The organism is Wolbachia endosymbiont (group A) of Clivina fossor (assembly GCF_964026865.1).
Taxonomy (GTDB): domain Bacteria; phylum Pseudomonadota; class Alphaproteobacteria; order Rickettsiales; family Anaplasmataceae; genus Wolbachia.
The window spans coordinates 866,994-882,267 of record NZ_OZ034707.1 but is presented as its reverse complement, the minus strand read 5'-3'; the positions used below and the strand labels follow the sequence as shown (position 1 = coordinate 882,267).

The 15,274-nt window shown below is 35.7% G+C and carries 13 protein-coding genes and 1 tRNA gene; 9 read left to right on the top strand and 5 right to left on the bottom strand.

Annotated elements, in window-relative coordinates:
- Positions 1 to 990: 990 nt before the first annotated feature.
- Complete coding sequence (gene radA / locus AAGD99_RS04510) at positions 991 to 2,334, top strand: DNA repair protein RadA (protein WP_264732599.1); 1,344 nt, start codon at positions 991 to 993, stop codon at positions 2,332 to 2,334.
- On the opposite strand, the gene ftsY is transcribed toward radA, so the two are convergent.
- Positions 2,321 to 3,232 carry a signal recognition particle-docking protein FtsY gene (ftsY, locus tag AAGD99_RS04505; RefSeq protein ID WP_265033421.1) on the bottom strand — a complete coding sequence of 304 codons (912 nt, stop codon included), beginning with the start codon at positions 3,230 to 3,232 and terminating at the stop codon, positions 2,321 to 2,323. The two genes, radA and ftsY, sit on opposite strands and share 14 nt — an antisense overlap.
- A 192-nt stretch (positions 3,233 to 3,424) precedes the next feature.
- Here ftsY and iscU point away from each other — a divergent pair, with 192 nt between their 5' ends.
- The 4 genes from iscU to AAGD99_RS04485 are packed head-to-tail and all read left to right on the top strand — an operon-like array spanning position 3,425 to position 6,577.
- Positions 3,425 to 3,817, top strand: coding sequence for a Fe-S cluster assembly scaffold IscU (iscU, locus tag AAGD99_RS04500; RefSeq protein ID WP_114516867.1), 393 nt, complete (start codon positions 3,425 to 3,427; stop codon positions 3,815 to 3,817).
- A gap of 10 nt (positions 3,818 to 3,827) precedes the next feature.
- On the top strand, positions 3,828 to 4,232 hold the full coding sequence (locus tag AAGD99_RS04495) for an iron-sulfur cluster assembly accessory protein (protein ID WP_341822710.1): 405 nt from the start codon (positions 3,828 to 3,830) through the stop codon (positions 4,230 to 4,232).
- Positions 4,225 to 4,683 (top strand): iron-sulfur cluster co-chaperone HscB C-terminal domain-containing protein, encoded by a 459-nt coding sequence (locus AAGD99_RS04490; RefSeq protein WP_253309542.1) that lies wholly within the window; start codon positions 4,225 to 4,227, stop codon positions 4,681 to 4,683. The genes AAGD99_RS04495 and AAGD99_RS04490 overlap by 8 nt, the downstream gene beginning before the upstream one ends.
- On the top strand, positions 4,661 to 6,577 hold the full coding sequence (locus AAGD99_RS04485; RefSeq protein WP_341822709.1) for an Hsp70 family protein: 1,917 nt from the start codon (positions 4,661 to 4,663) through the stop codon (positions 6,575 to 6,577). Before AAGD99_RS04490 ends, AAGD99_RS04485 begins: the two co-directional genes overlap by 23 nt.
- Positions 6,578 to 6,584: 7 nt before the next feature.
- On the opposite strand, the gene lepB is transcribed toward AAGD99_RS04485, so the two are convergent.
- Positions 6,585 to 7,331, bottom strand: coding sequence for a signal peptidase I (gene lepB, locus AAGD99_RS04480; RefSeq protein ID WP_253309972.1), 747 nt, complete (start codon positions 7,329 to 7,331; stop codon positions 6,585 to 6,587).
- A gap of 483 nt (positions 7,332 to 7,814) precedes the next feature.
- Here lepB and AAGD99_RS04475 point away from each other — a divergent pair, with 483 nt between their 5' ends.
- Positions 7,815 to 9,014: a phosphoglycerate kinase gene (locus tag AAGD99_RS04475; protein ID WP_341822708.1), complete on the top strand. Its 1,200-nt coding sequence runs from the start codon at positions 7,815 to 7,817 to the stop codon at positions 9,012 to 9,014.
- A gap of 54 nt (positions 9,015 to 9,068) precedes the next feature.
- Positions 9,069 to 9,896 (top strand): EndoU domain-containing protein, encoded by an 828-nt coding sequence (locus AAGD99_RS04470; protein WP_341822707.1) that lies wholly within the window; start codon positions 9,069 to 9,071, stop codon positions 9,894 to 9,896.
- 131 nt (positions 9,897 to 10,027) lie between these two features.
- Here the strand turns inward: AAGD99_RS04470 and AAGD99_RS04465 are convergent, their stop codons facing one another.
- The 3 genes from AAGD99_RS04465 to AAGD99_RS04455 all read right to left on the bottom strand — a co-directional run bounded on the left by AAGD99_RS04465 (position 10,028) and on the right by AAGD99_RS04455 (position 14,743).
- Positions 10,028 to 10,993 (bottom strand): RluA family pseudouridine synthase, encoded by a 966-nt coding sequence (locus tag AAGD99_RS04465; RefSeq protein ID WP_341823208.1) that lies wholly within the window; start codon positions 10,991 to 10,993, stop codon positions 10,028 to 10,030.
- Positions 10,984 to 12,756 carry a hypothetical protein gene (locus tag AAGD99_RS04460; protein WP_341822706.1) on the bottom strand — a complete coding sequence of 591 codons (1,773 nt, stop codon included), beginning with the start codon at positions 12,754 to 12,756 and terminating at the stop codon, positions 10,984 to 10,986. The genes AAGD99_RS04465 and AAGD99_RS04460 overlap by 10 nt, the downstream gene beginning before the upstream one ends.
- Positions 12,757 to 12,817: 61 nt before the next feature.
- Entirely contained in the window at positions 12,818 to 14,743 is a 1,926-nt protein-coding gene (locus tag AAGD99_RS04455) for a ComEC/Rec2 family competence protein (RefSeq protein ID WP_341822705.1), read from the bottom strand.
- Here AAGD99_RS04455 and AAGD99_RS04450 point away from each other — a divergent pair.
- Positions 14,736 to 14,873, top strand: coding sequence for a hypothetical protein (locus AAGD99_RS04450; RefSeq protein WP_179945548.1), 138 nt, complete (start codon positions 14,736 to 14,738; stop codon positions 14,871 to 14,873). The genes AAGD99_RS04455 and AAGD99_RS04450 overlap by 8 nt on opposite strands.
- 190 nt (positions 14,874 to 15,063) lie before the next feature.
- Positions 15,064 to 15,140, top strand: a tRNA-Met gene (locus tag AAGD99_RS04445).
- Positions 15,141 to 15,274: the final 134 nt, after the last annotated feature.

Here is a 15,274-nt window from a genome sequence, read left to right as displayed (position 1 = left end):
ATTTAAAAGCAGCTAAATTGCGGTGTTTAAGACTTAAAAAACGCCAATACTGAAAATAGACAATGACTAGGGCTTCTTTTGCCTTTTTTTTCGTTTGGTAAATTTCTTAACGTTTGTAGCTAAAAGAGCCCAAGAGAGGTGTCATCCCGCTGCTTGTTAGCGGGATCTATGTTAAGAGATACCGCGAATGAATCGCGGTATGACGTAGGACTGCTGTCATCCCAGTGCCCAGACACTGGGATCCAGTTTTCCATATAACCTCATCGAAAACGTTGTATTTTAACGTAAAACATCTATTTTTATGCTTACCAACTTAATAAAATTCCTGGATCCCAGTGTCGGGGCACTGGGATGACAAAAAAGGGGCTACTCGGATGACAAAAAAGGGGCTACTCGGATGACAAAAAAAGAGCACTGGGATGACAGGAGAAGGGGCTACTCGGATAACAAGAAAGAGGCTACTCGGATGACACCCTGACAACCGTCATCCCGCTGCTTGTTAGCGGGATCTATGTTAAGAGATACCGCGAATGAATCGCGGTATGACGTAGGAATGAATCGCGGTATGACGTAGGACTGCTGTCATCCCAGTGCCCAGACACTGGGATCCAGTTTTCCATATAATCTCATCGAAAATGTTGTAACCACTTTCTATGCTAGTTTGCTTGCTTACAAGCAAACTTTTCTGGATCCCAGTGTCGGGGCACTGGGATGACACCATTCTTTTTCCTGGATCCAAGTAGTCAGGGCACTGGGATGACAAAAAAGGGGTACTCGGATGACAAAAAAAGGATGCTACTGGAATGACAGGAGAATGGGCTACTTGGATCCTAGAGGGAAGCGTTCGTGCAATTATTGTGCATGAATTTAAATGGCACAACTTATGACAATTATCTTCGCACCAAAACGTTTGTGAGACTCAGTGGTTAGATTTACTTCGCCTATTCAGCTAATTTTTATTACAATTATAACAAAATAATTTTGGCTTTGATGAAAACTGTATATGTATGTCAATCCTGTGGTCATAGCACTGGTAGGTGGGTAGGAAAGTGTATTGCATGTGACAATTGGGATACAGTTGTTGAAGAAATAGCAGTAAAAACGGGCAAAAGAAGTATATCTGCGCCAATTTTAATAAAGGCGTTATCGGGTAGCGAAATTATCACTCCAAGTCGTTTTCTAACAGGAGTAGAAGAATTAGATAGAGTTTTTGGTGGGGGTATCGTTCAAGGTGCTAGCATTCTAATTGGAGGCGAACCTGGTATTGGAAAATCTACCCTTTTGCTTAGAATTGCAGCTAATGTTGTGCAACTTTCCTCTTTTGAATGTCTTTATGTATCTGGCGAGGAATCTTTAGAGCAGGTGAGCCTCAGAGCAAAGCGTCTTAAGATAAATGAACCTAAAATTAAGCTTTTATCTACAGTGTCTTTAACTGATGTAGTAGCAACAATAAAGGAAAATAAAAGTATTAAATTTTTAGTAATTGACTCTATACAAACAATGTATGATAGCAGAATTACATCGGCACCAGGAACTGTAACTCAGGTTCGTACTTGTGCCCATGAATTAACCATTCTTGCGAAACAATATGGTGTTTCTCTTTTAATAGTTGGTCATATAACTAAGGATGGGCAAATAGCTGGACCTAAAACTTTGGAGCATATGGTAGATACGGTATTATATTTTGAAGGTGAAAATAGTAATCAATATCGCATTTTACGCACTATTAAAAATAGATTTGGCCCTGCAAATGAAATTGGTGTTTTTGAGATGTCTGAAGCAGGACTTGTGCCTGTTGATAATCCATCATCATTGTTTCTGATGGCCCATGACAGAGAAGTAGTTGGCAGCGCCGTATTTGCAGGAATTGAAGGCTCAAGACCAATTTTAATGGAAGTTCAAGCGTTAATAGCAGGAACTAATATGGCAACCCCAAGAAGGGCAGTAGTTGGGTGGGATATTAATCGATTGGCTATGATCATCGCGGTGCTAAATGCTCGCTGTAAAATGTTTTTGCATGATAAAGAGGTATACCTAAACATTGCAGGGGGACTCAAAATACAGGAACCATCGGCTGATCTTGCTGTTGCTGCTTCCCTTATTTCAAGTGTAGTAAATTTACCGCTGCCAACTTCTTCAATAATCTGCGGTGAAGTTGCACTTTCTGGAGAAATTAGGAATGTCTCGCATGCTGATCTTAGACTAAAAGAAGCACAAAAGTTAGGATTCAAAAAAGCAATTATGCCTAAAAATGGTAATTACTCTTCTCATGATATTGAGATAATCAAGCTTGGTCACGTAAGGGAATTAAGAGAAATTTTTAATTACAATTAAATAATGCTTCAGCAAACTCTTTACTAGTAAACTCCTTTAAGTCCTCTATACTTTCACCAATTCCTATAGCATGTAACTTTACCTTATAAGCTTCTGCAAGTCCAATTACTACTCCGCCCTTAGCAGTGCCATCTAGCTTTGTTATGATTAACCCTGTAACACTAACCATCTTACTAAATGCCTCTAATTGGCTATAAGCATTTTGGCCGGTAGTTGCGTCAAGAACTAAAATAACATCATGAGGGGCAGTGTCATCCAATTTCTTTATCGTTCTATATATTTTTGATAACTCCTCCATAAGGTTCACATTATTTTGCAGCCTTCCTGCTGTGTCAATTAGAACAACATCAACATTATCTTTTATAGCTTGACTTACAGCTCTATATGCCACACTCGCAGAATCGCTACCATGCTCTCCAGTAACAATCAAGCAATCAGAACGTTCTGCCCAAATGTTTAATTGTTCACTAGCAGCAGCTCTAAATGTATCACATGCAACAAGCATAACGGATTTTCCCATCTCCTTATATTTATATGCGAGCTTACCTATAGTTGTGGTTTTACCATTACCATTTACTCCACATACCATTATTATATGTGGTTTTCTGTTTAAAATTAACGGTTGCACGACAGGGTTTAATATAGCTTCTATTTCGTTCATTAACTGCTGTGTGATGATATTATGCTCAACTTCCTTGTCAAATTTGATGCTTGCGAGCCTGTCAATAATTAATTTAGAAGTTTTATGACCAATATCCATGCTAATTAGCAATTCTTCCAGCTCATCTAAAAGCGACTGATCTAATTTTTTTTTGCCAGAAAAAATACTTTTCACCCCGTCGCTAAAGCGAGAAGAAGTTTTTAACAAGCCTTTATAAAGGTTACTAAACAAACTCAAGGGAATACTCCTTTTTAAATTATAAACTTAATGACAATATAAAGAATGACATGCACTACGTGTATTTGTAAAGTTAAATACACTCACTTTTGTGTTATTCTGTGAGTAAAATATACCGTTTGCTAGTGTATTTCACTTTAGTTTTTAACCTAAATATGTTATAATATAGGACAGTGGTTTATAGGTAATTTTATGAGTTATAATGAAAAAATTTTAGATCATTACGAAAATCCAAGGAATGTTGGTTCTCTGGATAAAAATGATCCAAATGTTGGTACTGGTTTAGTTGGTGCACCATCGTGCGGTGATGTAATGAAATTGCAGATAAAGGTCAATGACAAAGGTGTTATTGAAGATGCAAAATTTAAAACTTTTGGTTGTGGTTCTGCCATTGCTTCAAGTTCCTTGTTAACAGAGATGATAAAGGGAAGAACCATCAGTGACGTTACACAGATAAAGAATACTCAAATAGTGGAAGAGTTGTCTTTACCTCCAGTGAAGATACACTGCTCGGTGCTTGCTGAAGATGCTATAAAGGCTGCTATTCATGATTATCAAAGCAAACAAAGTAAAGGTGGACATTGAGAACTAAAGCATGAGTGAATATCAAGGAGTAAACGCTATAAAGAAAGATAAAAAACTTATTACTATAACTGCGAAAGCAGTAGAAAGGATAAGGTATTTATTGGACCAAAAGAAGCATATTAACCTTGAGAAACCGGAAGAAGCAATAGGAATAAGAGTGCTAATTAAACAAAAAGGATGTTCTGGTTTAAAATATGATATTGAATATGCGTATGATACTCGTCCTTTAGAGTCGATAATTGAGGAAAACTGCAGTGATGACCAAAAAGTTAAAGTGTTGATCGATCCAAAATCTGTCATGTTTATTCTTGGCTCTGAAATGGATTATGTAGAAGAAAAATTTTCATCGGGTTTTGTTTTCAAAAATCCTAATGAGAAAGGAAAATGTGGTTGTGGAGAGAGTTTTCATGTCTAGCAGCTATTTTACATTGTTTGAAATTGAACCAACTTTCAATATCAGCTTTGATGAGTTAGAGAAAAAATATATTGAGCTAAGCAGGACTGATATAAACGAAGGACAATCTAAAAATATAATTAATATTAACAAAGCTTATCAGGTGCTAAAGTCACCTCTAAAACGTGCCGAGCATTTGTTGAATCTTTTTGGTGTGGAAAGCCCAAAGGATCATCCAAATTCTGAAATATTAAATGAATCAATGGAAATAAGAGAATATTTGCTGGACTGCGATGATCTACAATTTGCAAGTAGGATGGTTGATGAAAAAATAAAAGATTGCGTTAAAAACCTAATTAACACTTTTGCTGTAAAGAATTTTGATGGAGCTGCTACACAAGTCTTAAGATTGAAATATTTATATAAGTCATTTGAGGAGGTGAAAAAGAATGCAACCAATTCAAATTTCTGAACCAAATTCAAGTGAAGTAGTTTTTGGTATAGATCTTGGCACTACTAACTCTTTAATTGCTATGGTAAATAAAGCTGGCAACGTGGAGATATTTAAAGATGAGCAGGGAAGAGAGCTACTGCCTTCTGTTATTTCGTATGAAAATAATACATTGAAAACTGGCTGTGACGTCGGTCAAAATGCAATCTACTCAATAAAGCGTTTAATGGGTGAAAGTGTTGAAGAATTAAATAAAGAAGGCCTCAATTTTGAAATAGATAACGAAAGTGAAAAAGTTATTAGAGTAAAATGCTCAGAGGAAAAGTATCTTACTCCTGTTGAGATTTCTGCTGAGATATTAAAAGCTTTATGCGAGAGGGTGAAAAAGTCTACAGGAATGGAAGTAAAAAAAGCAGTGATCACTGTGCCAGCTTACTTTGACGATTCAGCACGTAACGCAACTAAATATGCAGCAAAATTAGCTGGCATAGAAGTTCTTCGTCTCGTTAATGAACCAACTGCTGCTGCACTTTCTTACTCCATTGAAAAGAACAACAGCAGCGGAATATATGCAGTTTACGACCTTGGTGGAGGAACATTTGATATTTCAATATTGAAATTACATCAAGGAGTGTTTCAAGTCCTTGCGGTTGGTGGTGACACCAAACTCGGCGGTGATGATTTTGATCATTTATTAAGTTCAATAGTGCTTAATAAGTATAGAGAAAAGGTAGGCTACCAATATTTAAGTAAAGAATCAGCCTACCTTGATGTCATCCAAGTAGCTGACACTGGGATCCAGGAAGAAAAAAATATGTGGATTCCAGTGTCAAGCACTGGAATGACAGGGCCATCATTTATTGAAGCACGTTCTGTGAAAGAATATCTGAGCAAAAACACTGTAGGTACTTTTGAATTCAACATTAGACCTTACCCTGTCATCCCAGTGCGTGACACTGGGATCCAGGAAGAAAAAAATATGTGGATTTCAGCGTCACGCGCTGAAATGACATCTAACCGAGTTGTTAGTGGCGAATTATTTGAATGTGAAATTACCAGAGAAGAGTTCGAACAGGCAATAAGTCCTTTAGTTAATAAGACTATCAATATAGTCACTCGTACTATAAGCGATATAGATCTTAAAATTGATGATATAAAAGGAGTAATTTTAGTTGGTGGTGCAACTAGAACACCATTGGTTCAAAATTCACTAGTCAAGCTCTTTGGAAATAAAGTACTAAGTGACGCAGATCCAGATAAAGCAGTGGTCATTGGAGCAGCTTTGCAGGCTCATTCTGTTCTCCTTGATGTTCTACCTTTATCACTTGGCATAGAAACTATGGGAGGCATAGTTGAAAAAATCATACCAAGAAATACACCACTACCAGTTTCAGAGATAAAAGAGTTTACAACTTATGTTGATGGGCAACCAGCAATGAAAATTCACGTTTGTCAGGGAGAACGTGAAATGATCGAGGATAACAAATCTCTAGCACAGTTTGAACTAAAAGGTATACCACCACTACCTGCAGGTTCTGCAAGAATTGAAATAGAATTTACAGTTAACGTTGACGGAATCTTGACTGTTACTGCAAGAGAAAAAGCTACTGGAATTGAGCAGACAGTTGAAGTAAATTCAAATTTTGGCTTGAGTGAAGCTGATGTTCAAAATATGGTTAACCAGTCAATAAACAGCTTTGATGAAGATATGAAGGCTCGTTCCCTTGCAGAGGCTAAAATTAACGGTAACAAGCTCATACATCTAGTTGAAAATGTTTCCACTGATCAAAAGTTGAAAAACCTATTACAAAACGCAAAAAACGCTTTACAAGGCAATGACTTGAATGAAATTAACAACGCTATCGCCGAGTTAGAAAATTCTTCTTTAGAGTTGTGTGAATTAACAGATAGGTAGAAAAAGCTTACACAACCTTGTGCAATACTCTATTTAATCTCAGAGCAACAGGTAACCTGAAATTAAATGGTAACCAATCGACCTTCCCCAATTTAAACGATAAACCAACTATGCTTACACGCCCAATGATATTTTCCATTGGTACAAAACCAACTTCAGGAAACCTGCTATCCAAAGAATTATTTCTATTGTCTCCCATAACAAAAAATTGATCGTTAGGTACATAATAAACCGTAGTGTTATATGATAGCTTATTAGAAATGTTATCTACCAAAATCTCATGCTCCTTGCCACTTAAAAGCGTTTCTATATATCTTGGTATGTTACGATTTGACTCATAATCAAAAAAACTTTCAATTTGCCTTCGCTCTACTTTCTGATCATTTAGGTATAATTCTCCCTCTATCATTTGCACTTTGTCACCTGGTGTTCCTATTACTCGCTTAACAAACCTGATGCTGTCATTTCTTGTGGGTTTGAAAACTACTATGTCGCCACGCTTTGGAGGGGTATAAAAAATCCTGCCGCTAAAAATGTTTGGAGAAAATGGAAATGAGTGTTTACTGTAACCGTATGAATATTTACTAGTAAAAATGTAATCCCCTTCAAGTAGGGTGCTTTTCATTGAACCAGAAGGTATATGAAATGGCTCGAATAAAAAACTACGTATTGATAGCGCAATCAACAGTAAAAAAAACAATGAAGATAAAAATCTTCCCGTTCTTATCACCCAGTTTTTGCTTAGTTCTTCCAACTTTTCCAACTTTGTTTTTCTTATAGATTAAGCTTATTATAATACATAAATTAAAAAATGGTAATATGAAATTTTACTTGTGAATGTTATTCCTCTATTCAAAACAATTTTGAAAAGGCGGTTCATTTCTTTCAACGGTGTCATCCAAGTAGCGTGACACATAACTGTACGAACATTGCAATTTGCAGGTGGCAGATGAAAGTAGCTGACACTGAGATCCAGAAAAAAGAATGGTGTCATCCAAGTAGCTGACACTGGTTCCTGCAATCTCATCGAAAACGTTGTAACCACTTTCTATGCTAATTTGCTTGTAAGCAACCTGGATCCCAGTGTCGGCTACTTGGATGACACCATTATAGAGTGAACCAGTGTCAGCTACTTTCATGACACCATCTGGATGCAAATTTCCTTAAACGTTCGTAAACTTAAAACTTTACTTTAGGTCAAACTGCTGTATAGTGGCTTTATAGCTTTAGTTTTACAATGAATATACCTAGTATAGAAAATTGTGATCTTCACAATAAAACCGTCTTACTCAGAGTTGACTTCAATGTTCCTATAAAAGATGGAGAAATTCGTGACGTCACTCGTATTTTGAGAGCATTGCCTACTATTGAGTATTTAGTGAATGCAAGTGCAAAGATTATTATTATATCGCATTTCGGACGCCCAAAGACCAGAGACAATAATCTGTCGCTAAAAAATGTAATTGACACTTTATCGCAGTTACTAAATAAAAAAGTGAAATTCATTGATGATTGCGTTGGTGAAAAAGTGCAAAAAGCAGTGAGTGCTATGGATGCAAGAGATATAATATTACTAGAGAATCTAAGATTTTATAAAGAGGAAGAGCAGAGTGACTCAAATTTTGCCAAACAACTAGCATCTCTAGCGGATATATATGTAAATGATGCATTTTCTTGCTCTCACAGAGCTCACGCTTCTATTTCACGCATTACAGAGTTTTTACCTTCCTACGCGGGATTTTGCTTACAAGATGAGCTAAAGTATCTTGAAAAAGCTGTATCGTTTAAAGCTAAACCTATTACTGCGATAGTTGGGGGAGCCAAAATGTCAACTAAGATAAAAATGCTTATAAAGCTAACAGAAAAGGTTGATTACCTAGTTCTCGGAGGTGCAATTGCTAATAATTTTTTGTTATTTAGCAAAGTAAATATAGGAAAATCTTTCTTTCAAAATGGTGTTGACGACCTTCTACATAATATTGTTGAAACAGCAAATAAAAACAATTGCAAAATAGTTGTGCCAGAAGACGTTCTGGTTGCAGTAAACTCTGATTACAGCACTAGTATTTCAAGAAGAACTGAGTCCATTTTGGACGGTGATATAATTTTGGATATCGGACCACAAACTTTGAGTACAATAAGCAGTATAATAGCAAGCAGTAAGACTCTGCTGTGGAATGGACCTATTGGTGTTTTTGAACATTCAGCTTTTGCAAGTGGTACAATAGGGGTAATGAAAGTCGTAAGTGACTTAACGCACAAAGGAAAGTTAACCAGCATAATAGGGGGAGGTGATAGTCTATCTGCAATAAGCGCTGCAGGCCTTACCGATAAGGATTTTACATATGTTTCCACTGGTGGAGGAGCGTTTTTAAGTTGGCTGGGTGGTGATGAAATGCCGGGAGTTGCTGCTCTGCAAAAATGCACTCAACATTAGATTAAAACTTTTTTAAATTGTTTCTTATAAGCTAGCTTTTTTGTGAACGTGATTATGTCGAAGACAGTTAAACTAATTTTGTGTTTAATAATACCAATAATAGGATTTATTTTTTATATTAGGGATCATTATTTTCACACCAGTTATGTAGAAGAAAATGTTAAGGTCAATTTTGAACCATTTTTCAGTTCACAACCAGGTTATATACCACCGTTTCCAGAATTAACTGACTTCGATAGAGGAGTGTTGAAAGTTTGTGGAGATTGGGGAGCACATCCAGATAAAGAAGATTTCAAAATTTTACTTAGTTGTCCGCAGCATCAAGAAGTAGTGAAAGGAATATATGATAAGCTTGATCATCAAGTGATTACGCCAGATGCGGATTTGGAGTTATTTAAAGATGAACTGGCTAACATTTGGTTTACAAATAGTGAAAGTGAAAAAGAAACTATAGGGTTTGGACATATTTTTTGTGGTGAGCCAAACGATAAATTAGGTGGTATGCATTTTGTAGGCAGATATGTTGAAGCTCAAGAAGATAAATGGGCAGGTGCAATTTGGAATGATAAGTCCCTATGCAATAAATCAGATATTAAGCCACCAATTTATACATTTGGAATGAAATATTTGGGTAAGGATGGGGAAGTGAAAGTTAAATGCCCAAATGGATACGCATATAACCTTCATGCCGATGATATTTTAATTTCTGCAACTAAGGCGTTCAAGGAATTAGGAAAAGATGGAATGTGCCTATATGAAATGGAAGATGACAATTATCAATCAGTGTTTGTAAGAAAGAATGATGCTATACTCACGTTCTATCCCGACTTAACACCAAAATGTGATGATAAGAGTACTAATTGTAGTTGCAATAAATCTTAATTTCAAAACCAATAGGGTGAACAAATGATAAAAATGTTATAGCCAATTTATGCTGACCCAAGCAACACCCGCGGTATCTCATCCGCTAACTAATAGCGGAATGACGGTTTTTCAAATTGTCGGTTTATACTTCAAAAATCAGGTAAACCTTTCTTAGGTATATTTTCAAACTCACCAATTAAAGTTTTTATATCTTGCGGTAAATCAGAGACAAATTCCATGTATTCCTTACTTTTTGGGTGGTGTAATCCTAATTTGTAAGCATGTAGTGCTTGCCTATTGAAATTACGAATAAAACTAGAGTTTTTAGCATATTTTGTGCTTTTACTACTATTTTTTCCGTAAACTTGATCACCAACTATGGAATGTCCTATGTGGCTCATGTGGACTCGAATTTGGTGTGTTCTGCCTGTCTCTAAAGTGCATTTAACCAGGCTTGCTTGTCCTATAACTTTTTGCACTAAGTAGTAAGTGATTGCTAATTTGCCTGTGATTTTTGTTACACACATCATTTCTTTATTACCGCGTTTGGGAGCAATGTTAGTTTTTATAGTTCCCTGCTGGGAAGATAATGCTCCCCAAACTACTGCTAAATATTCTCGCTTTATTTTACGATTTGATAACAATTCAGACAAAAAACTATGGGCTTCCTCATTTTTTGCAATTACCATCAGCCCACTAGTATCTTTATCGAGTCTATGAACAATTCCTGGTCTTACATCAAGGTGAGCGATAACTGCGTTCAAGAGCGTATCATTGTTTGTCCCAGCACCAGGGTGCACTGTTAATCCACTTTGTTTACTCAGAACTATAATGTCCTCATCTTCATAGACGATATCAAGTTTTATGTCATAATTAGGCTCAATTGATGTGGATATGTCAGGTTGAACGAGATGTACTATATACTCTTCACCTGGTTTTACTATGTGATCATTATTAATTATCGGTATGCCAAGTAATTTCACCTGCTCATTTTGTATCAATCTTTGCGCTTTACTGCGTGATATGTTGCACTTTTCAGCTACGTAGATATCTAGCCTTAATTTCTCCTTATCATTATTAACACTTAAGGTTATTACTGAGTGATCTATAGTGATTTACCCCGCGCCATTTTCCATGCTGCTTGAACATTTGGGTCTGTAAACATTGTTGCACTAGACTCAATTTGGAGATCACCTTGTTTTTTAATATGGCAAATTGTTTGAGAGCCATCTTTCCAGTGAATTATTATCTTGTTATCAAAATTCCGTAATGTTGCCTCAACCTTTTTTTCTTTATTATCTTTTTCTTCTAGCTTAATAGATTCTAATAAATAATATAGAAAGTCACTTGGTTTGCCGTTGATTTTTTCTTTCCATTCATCTGTTCTTTCTCGTTCAAATAAATCTTTTTTCAGCTGCCTTACTCTGTCTTGTTTTTCTAAGACTGCCATTTTTTCTTGTAGCTTCTTCTCTTCATCTACTAATTGATCAGTATTATCTTCATTATCAGGCTCACTTGGTCGGTTGTGTTCTTCTAATAACTGTGTCTGTATCTCTTGATCTGCAGATTCATTAGTACTAGTTTGCATATCTTTATTTGCAGATCGATCAGTATTAGATTGACTACTGCTTCCTTGCCCATTTTGTTGAGGGTTGGGGTTATTAGGTGCGTTAGGCAGTCTTTCATCTGCAAAAGTTGCTCCGGATAATCCCATACGGGCTCCAGGTTTAAGTCTAGCTACTCTATCGTCAATAGTCTCTACTGCACTCTTAATAACATTTATTGTGTCCATTACCTCCTTTACATCCACTTCACTCAGTTTACCTTTTACGTCTCCGCTAACTTTTTTACACAGAACATCCACACTTTTACTAATATCTTTCAGGCAGTCAGTTATTTCTTTACTAGCAGTTGTTTTCACCTCATCCACATTTTTCTTTATATCTTTTTCTAATTTATCAAGTAAAGCTTTGAAATTCTTCCCTATACTGCCAAGCGTTTCTTTAATGTTAATATTTGCAGGCTTTAAAAGACTATTATCAAGTAAATCGCAAGCTTTTTTAAGGTTACTGCGAAATGAGTCGCAAAACGGACCAAACAGTTCTTTCATTAGAGATATTAGTTCATTTTCCTTTTTACCAAGCTTATTTTCTATTACTGATACAACCATGCCCTTTCCAGACCAGTATGGAAGTAGAAGACCTAAAGTACTGTGGTTTCTAATAGTATGATTTTCATAATCTACGCTATTACTTATTAGATTGCTAAGTGTTGATATGATGCATACAAGAATAACAACTAATAAAGATATTAATGTTATTGAAACATTAATGGATTGTGATATTGCTGAAACTACTATAATAGCACCAAATACATATGATCCAGTAAACAAGAAAATCCTATTTCTATTTTCTGCTTTTATATCTTCTAGTATTTCTCTCTGCATCTTAGAAATTGGTAAAACTATTGAAAGCTTTTTCCTCTTACGATCTAAATTTGTTACAATTTCAATTTTTTCGGCTTCTTGAACAATCTGGCTGTACTGTTCATCAACTTGATAGTTTCCTACTTTTTTATCTATCTCATTCTCTTTTATTTTTTGTGTATTTATAAAGTTTATAACAGCAGTAAATAAGAGAACTGCAAGAGGAATAAAGGCAAGAGGTGCTGGCGTGAACGTAAACCCAGCAATACTTACTGTAACAGGCTGAATAGAAAAGGCAGTAAATGCTATAAGAGTAGCAATGGTACTTGCTATCGATATAGTACCAGAATACTTTCTTATAGAGCTCAAAATTCTACTGGGCTGGTCAGCAAGTTTTCTAAATCCTAAAAAATCAAAATAGTCTTTGAAAGGATCTTTAGTGTCTATAACCATAACATTTTTCTAGTTTTAATTTATTTAGGTATACATTAACCAAACCTTAAAATCAAGTTTCTTAATTTTTCAACATGTGCCAAGGCCGGTTAGAGCGCACTGTATTAATCTTTACGTAACGATTTGTTAACCAAATTGAATGTGTGCCATATGTTTTTAGATTGGTGTATTTAATAGTTCTAGTATTACAAACTGAATAGTCGAATTCACTTAATTGAATTATTAAATCAACTTTATCACAATTTTCTGAAATATCTTCTTTTTTATAAGCAAGCAGTACTGATTTATTATTTCCTTTATTATATATACAGCCATAATCGTTGCACTTTAGTCTTTTTTCTGGATTGCTATATTTTGTATGATTCAAAATTTGGTTCTGCCCATTTTGTTTCGCCCATGTTTTGACAACAAAGTTCCTATTTTTTCTGGTGAGAGAATATAGTAAGTTATCACTCTCCTTTGCAGCAACATTATCAGCATTTATTAGGATGTCGGGGGTTTGATATGCGTTGCTAAAGCAAATACCTAGTACAATAAAGAAAATTCCGAAGAAACGCCAATTTCTTTCCCACAAGCACAGCCACAATAAACCAAGTGTTATGATAATAATTGATGAGGCAGGAAAAGTACGAATGGGAATAACCAAATACTGAAGACTAGCGATTGCATTTGTTATATACAAGATACTGTCAATTGGGCGCTCTATAAATGGCGCTATAATCCATTCAATACCTAAAGGAATCAATAAGACATAAATTATTCCAAGTGGAATAATAATTAATGTAACTATTGATATAGCAACTAAATTTGTGATAATACCACTAATTGAAAAATAATTAAAATTGTATATCGTGTACGGAACAGTTGCTAAACTTGCTATTACTGAGCTGATCATTATCGACACAAAATATTTCATTATTTTTATTTTGAACAATTTATTAGCATTAATTTGATAACTGGCAACCAGTGCCAAAACCGCAGAAAATGACATCTGAAAGCCTGGCTTTAAAATTGCTTCTGGTTCTACTGAGAGTATCACTGCAGCAGCAAACGCAATTGCTATTAACCCTCGATATTTTCTCTCTATCATTATTGCAACGAGTACTAAAATCACCATGATGTAGGCACGCTGAGCAGAAATTTGCATACCGGTAATCAACAAATAAAACGTGGTTGGCAAGATAGTAAGGAATGCAGATATTTTCTTGGTGTTATACTTAAGAGTCAAAGTTTCAGATATTGCGAATAAATTACGAAACACTATAAAAAACAGGCCAGCAACAAATGATAAATGCAAACCAGATATGGCAAACAAATGTGCTATACCTGAATCTCTTATCGCATCCATAGTTTTTTGGTCTATTCCGTCCTTTTTGCCGATTAGTAATGCAGAAATTATGTCTGCATGTGGTTTTTTAATATTTTGCTGCAGGTTTTCATAAATGTATTGACGGAAAGATTCTATATATTCTTGAAATTTCCTTGCTTCAGCCTTTTTGTGCAAAGCTATTTTGCTTGTTGCAAAACCTGTTGCACTTATTTTCTGATAATATGCTATTCTTGCAAAATCATATGCATGCTCCGAGGGCGCAATCTTTAGAGGGAAGAGTTTTGCTGATAATTTTACTTGATCGCCTATTTTAATGCCTTTTTCCACTTTGGTTCTAACTGATATTCTGATGTTATCTAGAGCTCTATCCGGTGTCATTCCAGCGCGTAACGCTGGAATCCATATCTTTTTTTTCTGGATCCCAGTATCAAGTACTGGGATGACAAAAGGGGGTGCTGGGATGACAAAAGGGGGTGCTGGGATGACAGGAGAGGATTTTGAGATAGTAGAGACAGAAAGCAGAAATTGTTTGTATGAGCCCCTGTCATTAATGTCCTTCACTGTGGCAATTATATCTTTTACGTATCTCTCTTTATCAAGAATTTGAGTATCAACTAAAGCTGTTCTTAATTTACTAGCTGTAAATCCTATGAGCACTGCAATTAAAGCAATGCATAGTATTGTATACCTTTTGTGCAGTATCGCAATCAGAGTTAGTGTAGGTGGAAGCAAAAGAAAAATAGATATAGTGAAAATGCAGCTTGGTTCAAAACTTAGGGAAAAATAGGTTAAAATCCCTACACACTGGCACACAGGAAACCACAGTATCAAGTTATATTTTTCATTATGTAGGTTATGACGTATATAGCTAACTATTATGTCAAAAAAAGTTAATAAATATACTAATATACGACCCATAGCGGATTTTATCCTTGTATATCCTATAATTGCAAGTATAATAGCTAAATAAACAACGACGCGGGATGGAGCAGCTCGGTAGCTCGTCAGGCTCATAACCTGAAGGCCGTAGGTTCAAATCCTACTCCCGCAACCATTTTCCAACTGTGCGAATATTGTGGTTTCAGGTAGAAACTACTTGACAAATTCCCCCAGTCCCCTTATCATGATACTGAAGGTATTCAGTTATCTTCATCTGTGCAGATTAAACAGCAAAAAACAACGTAGTTG